Annotated in this window: 11 protein-coding genes; 6 read left to right on the top strand and 5 right to left on the bottom strand. The window is 54.6% G+C overall.

Annotation, left to right across the window (positions count from 1 at the left end):
• Nucleotides 1-152: 152 nt before the first annotated feature.
• The 6 genes from L977_RS08210 to pdxK all read left to right on the top strand — a co-directional run bounded on the left by L977_RS08210 (nucleotide 153) and on the right by pdxK (nucleotide 5,829).
• Nucleotides 153-1,166 (top strand): sulfate ABC transporter substrate-binding protein, encoded by a 1,014-nt coding sequence (locus tag L977_RS08210; RefSeq protein ID WP_023331043.1) that lies wholly within the window; start codon nucleotides 153-155, stop codon nucleotides 1,164-1,166.
• The gene (gene cysT, locus L977_RS08205) at nucleotides 1,166-1,999 is read left to right on the top strand and encodes a sulfate/thiosulfate ABC transporter permease CysT (RefSeq protein ID WP_014884745.1); all 834 of its coding nucleotides are present in this window, start codon (nucleotides 1,166-1,168) and stop codon (nucleotides 1,997-1,999) included. Before L977_RS08210 ends, cysT begins: the two co-directional genes overlap by 1 nt.
• The gene (cysW, locus tag L977_RS08200) at nucleotides 1,999-2,874 is read left to right on the top strand and encodes a sulfate/thiosulfate ABC transporter permease CysW (protein WP_023331041.1); all 876 of its coding nucleotides are present in this window, start codon (nucleotides 1,999-2,001) and stop codon (nucleotides 2,872-2,874) included. Before cysT ends, cysW begins: the two co-directional genes overlap by 1 nt.
• Complete coding sequence (gene cysA, locus L977_RS08195; protein WP_014884743.1) at nucleotides 2,864-3,958, top strand: sulfate/thiosulfate ABC transporter ATP-binding protein CysA; 1,095 nt, start codon at nucleotides 2,864-2,866, stop codon at nucleotides 3,956-3,958. The genes cysW and cysA overlap by 11 nt, the downstream gene beginning before the upstream one ends.
• Before the next feature lie 117 nt (nucleotides 3,959-4,075).
• The gene (cysM, locus tag L977_RS08190) at nucleotides 4,076-4,987 is read left to right on the top strand and encodes a cysteine synthase CysM (RefSeq protein WP_047625561.1); all 912 of its coding nucleotides are present in this window, start codon (nucleotides 4,076-4,078) and stop codon (nucleotides 4,985-4,987) included.
• A gap of 5 nt (nucleotides 4,988-4,992) precedes the next feature.
• Nucleotides 4,993-5,829 (top strand): pyridoxine/pyridoxal/pyridoxamine kinase, encoded by an 837-nt coding sequence (pdxK, locus tag L977_RS08185; protein WP_047625560.1) that lies wholly within the window; start codon nucleotides 4,993-4,995, stop codon nucleotides 5,827-5,829.
• Nucleotides 5,830-5,873: 44 nt separating this feature from the next.
• Here pdxK and crr read toward each other — a convergent pair whose 3' ends face one another.
• The 5 genes from crr to cysZ all read right to left on the bottom strand — a co-directional run.
• Nucleotides 5,874-6,383 (bottom strand): PTS glucose transporter subunit IIA, encoded by a 510-nt coding sequence (gene crr / locus L977_RS08180; protein WP_003861316.1) that lies wholly within the window; start codon nucleotides 6,381-6,383, stop codon nucleotides 5,874-5,876.
• Nucleotides 6,384-6,423: 40 nt separating this feature from the next.
• Entirely contained in the window at nucleotides 6,424-8,151 is a 1,728-nt protein-coding gene (ptsI, locus tag L977_RS08175) for a phosphoenolpyruvate-protein phosphotransferase PtsI (RefSeq protein WP_014884740.1), read from the bottom strand.
• Between the two features lie 44 nt (nucleotides 8,152-8,195).
• A complete protein-coding gene (ptsH, locus tag L977_RS08170; protein ID WP_000487600.1) occupies nucleotides 8,196-8,453 on the bottom strand; it encodes a phosphocarrier protein Hpr in 258 nt (85 codons plus the stop codon).
• Between the two features lie 317 nt (nucleotides 8,454-8,770).
• Nucleotides 8,771-9,742 (bottom strand): cysteine synthase A, encoded by a 972-nt coding sequence (gene cysK, locus L977_RS08165; protein WP_047625559.1) that lies wholly within the window; start codon nucleotides 9,740-9,742, stop codon nucleotides 8,771-8,773.
• Between the two features lie 163 nt (nucleotides 9,743-9,905).
• On the bottom strand, nucleotides 9,906-10,598 hold a 693-nt coding region (gene cysZ, locus L977_RS08160), incomplete at its 5' end, for a sulfate transporter CysZ (protein WP_047625558.1).

The following is a 10,598-nucleotide window of genomic DNA, read 5'->3' as shown; positions in this document are numbered from 1 at the left end:
CGAACCCTCTCCCCGCAGGGGAGAGGGGGATTGCAGCCTTATTCCCTTTTCTGCTTCTAAATCACCAAACGGTATATAAAACCGTTACTCCTTTCGACCTCGTTATAAATATTATGACTATAAGATAGTCATCACATTTATAAGGGTGCGCAATGGCCGTTACTGTACTGAAAAAAGGAACTCTGGCGCTGGCAGGTTTATTGCTGGTGGCCCAGGCGCAGGCGACTGAGCTGCTGAACAGTTCGTATGACGTCTCCCGCGAGCTGTTTGCCGCCCTTAACCCACCGTTTGAACAGCAGTGGGCGAAAGACAATAACGGCGATAAGCTGACCATCAAACAGTCCCATGCCGGTTCTTCCAAACAGGCGCTGGCGATATTGCAGGGACTGAAGGCGGATGTCGTGACCTACAACCAGGTTACTGACGTGCAGATCCTGCACGACAAGGGCAAACTTATCCCTGCTGACTGGCAGAGCCGTCTGCCGAATAACAGCTCGCCGTTCTATTCCACCATGGGCTTCCTGGTGCGTAAAGGTAACCCGAAAAATATCCACGACTGGAGCGACCTGGTGCGTTCTGACGTGAAGCTGATTTTCCCGAACCCAAAAACCTCCGGTAACGCGCGTTACACCTATTTGGCGGCGTGGGGTGCGGCGGACAAGGCTGACGGTAACGATAAAGCCAAAACCGAGCAGTTCATGACCCAGTTCCTGAAAAACGTTGAAGTGTTTGATACCGGCGGCCGCGGGGCAACCACCACCTTCGCAGAACGTGGGCTGGGCGATGTGCTGATCAGCTTTGAGTCGGAAGTGAACAACATCCGCAAACAGTATGAAGCGCAGGGCTTTGAGGTGGTTATCCCGAAAACCAACATTCTGGCCGAATTCCCGGTGGCGTGGGTGGATAAAAACGTGAAGGCAAACGGTACTGAGAAAGCGGCAAAAGCCTATCTCAACTATCTGTACAGCCCGCAGGCGCAGACCATCATTACCGATTACTACTACCGCGTGAATAACCCGGACGTGATGAACAAACTGAAGGATAAATTCCCGCAGACCGCACTGTTCCGCGTGGAAGATCATTTCGGCTCCTGGCCTGAGGTGATGAAAACGCACTTTGCCAGCGGCGGTGAGTTAGACAAGTTGCTGGCGGCGGGGCGTAAGTAATGTTTGCAGTCTCGACCAAACGCGTGCTGCCGGGCTTTACCTTAAGTCTGGGGACCAGCCTGCTGTTCGTCTGCCTGATCCTGTTGTTGCCGCTCAGCGCACTGGTGATGCAACTTGCGCAGATGAGCTGGGCGCAGTACTGGGACGTGGTCACCAACCCGCAGGTGGTGGCCGCCTATAAAGTGACGCTGCTGTCGGCATTTGTCGCCTCCATTTTTAACGGTGTGTTCGGCCTGCTGATGGCGTGGATCTTAACCCGCTATCGTTTCCCTGGCCGCACGCTGCTTGACGCACTGATGGATCTGCCGTTTGCGCTGCCGACGGCTGTTGCGGGCTTAACCCTTGCATCGCTCTTCTCCGTGAACGGACTGTACGGTGAGTGGCTGGCAAAGCTTGATATCAAAGTCACCTATACCTGGCTTGGTATCGCGGTGGCGATGGCCTTTACCAGCATCCCGTTTGTGGTGCGTACCGTGCAGCCGGTGCTGGAAGAGCTGGGTCCGGAATATGAAGAAGCGGCGGAAACGCTGGGGGCCACGCGCTGGCAGAGTTTCCGCAAGGTCGTGTTGCCGGAACTCTCCCCGGCGCTGATGGCGGGCGTTGCGCTGTCGTTTACCCGCAGCCTCGGTGAGTTCGGCGCGGTGATTTTTATCGCCGGGAACATTGCCTGGAAGACGGAGGTCACCTCGCTGATGATTTTCATCCGTCTTCAGGAGTTTGATTATCCGGCGGCGAGCGCCATTGCTTCGGTGATCCTCGCAGCCTCACTGCTGCTGCTGTACTCAATTAACACTCTGCAAAGTCGCTTTGGTCGACGTGTGGTAGGTCACTGATGGCGGAAGTTACGCAATTGAAGCGATACGATGCTCCCCGTATCAACTGGGGTAAATGGTTTCTGATTGGCGTGGGCGTGCTGGTGTCCGCCCTCATTCTCGTCGTGCCGACGGTGTATATCTTCGTTCAGGCGTTCAGCAAGGGGCTGATGCCCGCGCTGGAGAACCTGGCGAATCCGGACATGCTCCATGCCATCTGGCTGACCGTACTGATTGCCCTGATCACCGTGCCGGTGAACCTGGTGTTCGGGACGCTGCTGGCGTGGCTGGTGACGCGTTTTAACTTCCCGGGACGTCAGCTGCTGCTGACCCTGCTGGATATTCCGTTTGCCGTGTCGCCGGTGGTGGCGGGTCTGGTGTACCTGCTCTTTTACGGCTCTAACGGCCCGCTGGGCGGCTGGCTGGATGAGCATAACCTGCAGGTCATGTTCGCCTGGCCGGGTATGGTGCTGGTGACTATCTTCGTGACGTGTCCGTTTGTGGTGCGCGAACTGGTGCCGGTGATGTTAAGCCAGGGGAGCAACGAAGACGAAGCGGCGGTGCTGCTGGGCGCGTCAGGCTGGCAGATGTTCCGTCGCGTGACGCTGCCAAATATCCGCTGGGCGCTGCTTTACGGCGTGGTGCTGACCAACGCCCGAGCGATTGGTGAGTTTGGTGCCGTTTCCGTCGTATCCGGCTCCATCCGCGGTGAAACCCTGTCGCTGCCGTTACAGATTGAATTACTGGAACAGGACTACAACACCGTCGGTTCCTTTACTGCCGCAGCGTTACTGACGCTGATGGCTATTTTGACCCTGTTTTTGAAGAGTGTGGTGCAGTGGCGTTTAGAGAATCAGGAAAAACGTCAGCATCAGGAGGGAAATCATGAGCATTGAGATTGCCAATATTAAGAAGTCTTTTGGTCGCACCCAGGTGCTGAATGATATCTCGCTGGATATCCCTTCCGGACAAATGGTGGCGCTGCTGGGGCCGTCTGGCTCGGGTAAAACCACGCTGCTGCGTATTATCGCCGGGCTTGAGCATCAGACCAGCGGGCACATTCGCTTTCACGGCACCGATGTGAGCCGCCTGCATGCCCGCGATCGTAAAGTGGGTTTTGTGTTCCAGCACTATGCGCTGTTCCGCCACATGACCGTGTTTGACAACATTGCGTTTGGCCTGACCGTGCTGCCGCGTCGCGAACGCCCGGATGCCGCCACCATCAAAGCGAAAGTGACTAAGCTGCTGGAGATGGTGCAGCTGGCACATCTGGCGGATCGTTTCCCGGCGCAGCTGTCTGGCGGACAGAAACAGCGTGTCGCGCTGGCACGTGCGCTGGCCGTTGAGCCGCAAATTCTGCTGCTGGACGAACCGTTCGGCGCGCTGGATGCGCAGGTGCGTAAAGAACTTCGCCGCTGGCTGCGTCAGCTGCATGAAGAGCTGAAGTTTACCAGCGTCTTTGTGACCCACGATCAGGAAGAGGCGATGGAAGTGGCGGACCGCGTGGTGGTCATGAGCCAGGGCAACATCGAGCAGGTTGACGAGCCGGAGCAGCTCTGGCGTGAACCGGCGACCCGTTTCGTGCTGGAATTTATGGGTGAAGTGAACCGTCTGCAGGGCACCATTCGCGGTGGACAGTTCCACGTCGGTGCGCACCGCTGGCCGCTGGGCTATACCTCCGCGCATCAGGGGCCGGTCGATCTGTTCCTGCGTCCGTGGGAAGTGGACGTGAGCCGCCGCACCAGCCTGGATTCACCGCTGCCGGTGCAGGTACTGGAAGCTAGCCCTAAAGGGCACTACACCCAATTGGTGGTACAGCCGCTAGGCTGGTATACCGAGCCGCTGACCGTCGTCATGCGTGATGATGTGCCGCCGCACCGGGGCGAGCGTCTGTTTGTCGGCCTGCAGCATGCCCGTATTTATCACGGGAAGGAGCGCATCGAGACGCGCGAGAATATTGCTCTGGCGGAGTCAGCCTGATAGGTTATTAGGATGTTTATCGCCCGGTGGCGCTGCGCTTACCGGGCCTACAGTTATCACTGAGTCTTGTAGGCCGGGATCGCTGCGCGCCCCCGGCTTTTTTATTGAGTAAAAATCGTGACTACACTCGAACACACCATCGGCAACACTCCTCTGGTCAAGCTTCAGCGCATGGGGCCAGACAACGGCAGCGAAATCTGGGTCAAACTTGAGGGCAATAATCCGGCAGGCTCGGTGAAAGACCGTGCGGCGCTGTCGATGATTGTTCAGGCTGAAAAACGCGGTGAGATAAAGCCCGGCGACGTGTTGATTGAGGCCACCAGCGGCAATACCGGGATTGCACTGGCAATGATTGCGGCGCTGAAAGGCTACCGCATGAAGCTGCTGATGCCGGACAACATGAGCCAGGAGCGCCGCGCCGCAATGCGCGCCTACGGGGCCGAGCTGATTCTGGTCACCAAAGAGCAGGGGATGGAAGGCGCACGCGATTTAGCCTTAGAAATGGCGGAGCGTGGCGAAGGTAAGTTGCTCGATCAGTTCAACAACCCGGATAATCCCTACGCGCATTACACCACCACCGGCCCGGAAATCTGGCAGCAAACCGACGGACGTATTACCCATTTTGTCTCAAGCATGGGCACCACCGGCACCATCACCGGCGTGTCGCGTTTTCTGCGCGAGCAGGAAAAAGCCGTCACTATCGTTGGCCTGCAGCCGGAAGAGGGGAGCAGCATTCCGGGGATTCGCCGCTGGCCAGCAGAATACATGCCGGGCATTTTTAATGCGCAGCTGGTGGATCAGGTGCTGGATATTCACCAGCGCGAGGCGGAGAATACCATGCGTGAGCTGGCCGTGCGTGAAGGCATCTTCTGCGGGGTCAGCTCGGGTGGCGCGGTAGCTGGGGCGATGCGCGTTGCGCAGGCGAATCCAGGCGCCGTTGTGGTCGCGATTATCTGCGACCGCGGCGATCGCTATCTGTCTACCGGCGTCTTTGGTGAAGAGAGTTATTCGCAGGGGGCGGGAATTTAAGCGTCATGGAGATGATTTTATTCCGGGATAACACCCGGGCGCAGCAAACCGATATTGTCGCAGTGCAGTCGCAGGTGGTTTATGGCAGCGTGGGGAACAGCATTGCGGTTCCGAATATTCGTACCCACAGGCTGAACGTCACCGCCGTGCCGACGGTATTGTTCAGCAATACGCCGCACTATGACACTTTCTACGGCGGCGTGATCCCCGATGAGTGGTTCAGCGGCTACCTGAAGGCGCTGGAAGAACGCGAGATCCTGCGCGATCTTAAAGCGGTTACCACCGGTTATATGGGCAGCGCCAGCCAGATCGCTCTGTTGGCTCAGTGGCTGAAGGCGGTCAAAGCGCACCATCCTGACCTGCTGGTACTGGTCGACCCGGTTATTGGCGACATTGACAGTGGAATGTACGTGAAGCCGGATATTCCGCAAGCGTATCGGGAGCACCTGTTGCCGCTGGCGCAGGGCATTACGCCAAACGTCTATGAACTGGAAGTATTAAGCGGAAAACCGTGCCGCACGCCGGAAAGCGCCGTCGCGGCAGCGCAGGGGCTGCTTTCCGATTCCCTGAAATGGGTGGCGATTACCAGCGCGCCGGTCGCTGACGACCCGCACAACATCCACGTGGTGCTGGTGACGAAAGAGGGCGTTACCGTTAGCGCGCATCCGCGCGTAGAAACCGATCTGAAAGGGACGGGCGATCTGTTCTGTTCCGAGCTGGTCAGTGGTATCGTTGAGGGGAAAACCGTTGCCGATGCTATCCGCATGGCGGGGGATCGGGTGACTGACGTGATGTTGTACACCCAGTCGAAAGGGTACGACGAGCTTATCCTTCCCGCATAAACAAAAATGGCGCCCGAAGGCGCCATTTTTCTGTACGGCAAGAATTACTTCTTGATGCGGATAACCGGGGTTTCACCCACGGTGACGCTGCCAGACAGTTTGATCAGTTCTTTGATTTCGTCCATGTTGGAGATAACAACCGGCGTCAGGGTAGACTTGGCTTTTTCTTCCAGTAGTGGCAGATCGAATTCAATGACCGGGTCGCCAACTTTCACACGCTGGCCTTCTTCCGCGATACGTTTGAAGCCTTCGCCTTTCAGTTCAACGGTGTCGATACCGAAGTGAACGAACAGTTCGATACCGCTATCAGATTCGATAGAGAACGCATGGTTGGTTTCAAAAATTTTACCGATGGTGCCGTCAACTGGAGCAACCATTTTGTTGCCAGTTGGTTTGATAGCAATGCCATCACCAACGATTTTCTCAGCAAACACTACATCCGGCACGTCTTCGATGTTGACGATCTCGCCGGAGAGCGGAGCAACAATCTCAATAGTTCCGGAGTCTTTCTTATCATCAGAAACCAGAGATTTCAGTTTATCGAACAAACCCATGATCTTCTCCTAAGCAGTAATTTGGGCCGCATCTCGTGGATTAGCAGATTGTTTTTTCTTCAATGAACTTGTTAACCAGCGTCATTAACTCGTCCGTTGTCGGTTGAGCAAGAGCCTGCTCTGCTAACACCTTCGCATCTTCGAAGTTCGTGTTACGGATAATCTTCTTAATGCGCGGGATGGAAATGGCGCTCATAGAGAATTCGTCCAGACCCATACCCAGCAACAGAAGTGTAGCACGTTCGTCGCCTGCAAGCTCACCACACATGCCAGTCCATTTACCTTCTGCATGAGAAGCATCAATAACTTGCTTGATCAAGTTCAGTACGGACGGTGACATTGGCTGGTAGAGATGTGAAATCATATCATTACCACGGTCAACTGCCAGGGTGTACTGCGTTAAATCATTGGTGCCGATACTAAAGAAATCAACTTCTTTGGCTAAATGACGCGCAATGGTCGCGGCTGCTGGGGTTTCCACCATCACGCCGATCTCGATTGACTCGTCAAACGCTTTACCTTCGTCGCGCAGTTCCTGTTTGTAGATTTCGATCTCTTTCTTCAGTGCACGCACTTCTTCAACAGAGATGATCATCGGGAACATGATGCGCAGTTTACCGAAAGCAGAGGCACGCAGAATTGCGCGAACCTGGTCACGCAGGATCTCTTTGCGATCCATGGCGATACGCACTGCACGCCAGCCCAGGAACGGGTTCTCTTCTTTCGGGAAGTTCATGTATGGCAGCTCTTTGTCGCCACCGATGTCCATAGTACGGACGATAACCGCCTGAGAGCCACACGCTTCTGCTACGGCTTTATACGCAGCAAACTGCTCTTCTTCAGTAGGCAGCGCGTCACGGTCCATGAACAGGAATTCTGTACGATAGAGACCCACACCTTCCGCACCGTTGCGCTCAGCGCCTTCAACGTCACGTACGGTACCGATGTTTGCGCACACTTCTACCTGATGGCCGTCCAGGGTGATGGCTGGCAGGTCTTTCAGCTTAGCGAGTTCCGCTTTTTCAGTCGCAACTTGCTCCTGAACCGCGCGCAGTTTTTCGATCTCTTCGTTTGTTGGGTTGACGTAAACCAGATTGTTTACGGCATCCAGAATCAGATAGTCGCCGTTTTTCACCTGAGAAGTGACGCTACCGGTACCCACGATGGCAGGCAGTTCCAGAGAACGAGCCATAATAGAGGTGTGGGAAGTACGGCCACCCGCGTCGGTAATGAAACCGAGGACCTTTTTCAGGTTCAGCTGTGCGGTTTCGGACGGGGTGAGGTCAGCGGCAACCAGGATAACTTCATCCTGAATCGCGCTCAGGTCGATGATGGCCAGACCCAGGATGTTGCGCAGCAGGCGCTTACCGATGTCACGTACGTCAGCCGCACGCTCTTTCAGGTATTCATCATCCAGTTCTTCCAGGGCAGTTGCCTGACCTTCGATAACTTCATGCGCAGCCGCGTCGGCCGTCATGCCTTTATCTTTAATCAGGGCTATGATTTCCTGCTCCAGCTCCTCATCTTCGAGCAGCATGATGTGCCCTTCGAAGATGGCTTCTTTTTCTTCACCGAAAGTTTCGCCAGCTTTAGTTTTGATTGCTTCCAGTTGCGCAGATGCCTTGGCACGACCGCTCAGAAAACGTTCAACTTCCTGATCAACCTTGTCGGCAGAAATTTTTTTCCGGTCGATGACGATCTCGTCTTCTTTCAGCAGCAGTGCTTTGCCGAAAGCGATACCCGGGGATGCTAAAATGCCTGAAATCATAACCCTACCTTACTTGTGACTGATATTTAAAAGAACCCGGAAACTTACTCGAGCTCAGCCATCAGTTTTACCAGATGCTCAACTGCTTTCTGCTCGTCTTCACCTTCCGCAGAAATGGTGACTACGGTGCCCTGAGTCAGGCCCAGAGTCTGCAGTTTGAACAGGCTTTTTGCGCTGGCGCTTTTGCCGTTGGAAGTCACAGTGATTTCAGAAGTGAAGCCTTTTGCTTCTTTAACAAATTGAGCAGCAGGGCGGGTGTGCAGACCGTTCGGAGCGGTAATGGTAACTTCTTGCTGGAACATTGTATTTCCCCAACTTATAGGTTTAGTGTTGTGGAACTAAAGTCTAGCCTGGCGACTGAACTTTAGCCTGTATTGTTAGCGCTGACGTTTCGATCGTCATTAAACATTATGCAGCGAAAGCAAGACTTGAACCAAATCATAAAATCGATTCAGCAAGGCTATTTCGTTCACTGATTAATTTCACGCATCAAAATAATTGCTGGTTTAAATACCAGACCCAACGGGGTGAAGCAATGCCAGGAGGGGCAAAAGTTTGAAGCAGGCCACAAAAAAGCACCTGAAAAGGTGCTTTTTTACGCGTTATTAACATGCTGGCATTACTGTTGCAGCTCTTTTTCAGTGAATAGATCGGCAAACAGTGCGGTGCTCAAGTAACGCTCACCCGAGGAAGGAAGGATAACCACAATATTCTTATTGGTAAAGGCTTCATCTTCCTGAAGTTTGAGCGCTGCTGCAACAGCCGCACCGGAAGAGATACCGGCGAGAATGCCTTCTTCATCCATCAGACGACGCGCGGAAGAGATGGCTTCTTCGTTAGTGATGGTGACCACTTTATCGATCAGCTTCAGATCCAGGTTGCCCGGAATGAAGCCCGCGCCAATACCCTGGATTTTATGCGGACCCGGCTTGAGCTCTTCGCCTGCCAGTGCCTGGGTGATAACCGGTGAGTCGGTGGGTTCAACCGCAACGGTGATCAGATCTTTTTTACCTTTTGTGCCTTTTATATAGCGTGACACGCCGGTCAGGGTGCCGCCGGTACCGACGCCGGAGATAAACACGTCAACCTGACCGTCAGTATCTTCCCAGATTTCCGGTCCAGTGGTCTTCTCGTGAATTTCCGGGTTAGCCGGGTTGCTGAACTGCTGCAGCAGCAGATATTTTGCCGGATCGCTGGCGACAATCTCTTCCGCTTTCTGAATGGCACCTTTCATGCCCTTCGCACCTTCGGTCAGTACGAGGTTCGCGCCGAGTGCTTTGAGCAGTTTGCGGCGTTCGATACTCATGGTTTCCGGCATGGTCAGCGTCAGTTTATAGCCACGCGCGGCAGCGACATAGGCCAGAGCGATACCGGTGTTACCGCTGGTCGGTTCAACCAGTTCAACGCCAGGCTTCAGCACGCCACGTTTTTCAGCATCCCAAATCATGTTTGCACCGATACGGCATTTTACGCTGAAGCTCGGGTTACGAGATTCGACCTTCGCCAGAATGCGTCCATTACCGATACGGTTCAGTCGAACCAGGGGCGTATGACCGATAGTCAGCGAGTTGTCTTCATAAATCTTACTCATGGCCTGTCCTTAACTGTATGAAATTGGGATACCGCCCCAGCATACCTGCTAAGCAGGGAGGGGGAAGTAAGGAATTCGCATATCTATATACTGCAAGGAAATAATGGGGATCAGTATGGAATAAGGGGCGGCATAAGCCACCCCTGCTTTACACATTTTTGCATTATTTCCATAACGCGTGCTTAGCACGGTAGCAGTCCACCCACATTGCCGTCGCGCCGCACACAGCAACCGGCATGATGAACAGGTTCAGGAAGGGAATCATCGTGAACAGGCTGGTCAGCGCGCCGAACTGCATATTGGCGAGCTTCTGGGTACGCAGGGCGTTGCGCATCGCTTTAAACGGTACCTTGTGGTTATCGAACGGATAATCACAATACTGGATGGCGAGCATCCAGGCGCTGAACAGGAACCACAGCACCGGCGCCACGGTCTGGCCAATGCCGGGAACAAAATAGAGGATAAGCAGCACTACCGCGCGGGGAAGGTACCAGGCAAATTTCTGCCACTCGCGCTTCATGATGCGGGGGATATCTTTCATGATCCCGAGCACGCCCGTGTCCGGCGGCGTCGCGCCGGTAAGCCGCGCCTCCAGCTGTTCTGCCAGCAGGCCGTTAAACGGTGCGGCTATCCAGTTAGCGATGGTTGAGAAGAAATAGCCGAACACCAGCAGCACGGAGATAACCGCCACCGGCCAGAGCAGATAGTTCAGCCACTGTAGCCAGTCGGGCACATAGCTCATTAACGCAGGGATCCAGCTCTCGAGCTTTGTAAAAAGCCACCAGAACGCGCCGCCCATCAGAAGAATGTTGATCAACAGCGGAAGGATGACGAAGCGTCGGATACCCGGATGTTC

Origin of the sequence: Enterobacter sp. ZOR0014 (assembly GCF_000798855.1) — a bacterium.
GTDB classification, from domain to species: Bacteria; Pseudomonadota; Gammaproteobacteria; order Enterobacterales; family Enterobacteriaceae; genus Enterobacter; species Enterobacter kobei.
Note: the sequence above shows the minus strand (reverse complement) of the source record. Positions and strands in the feature narration are given on the sequence as shown.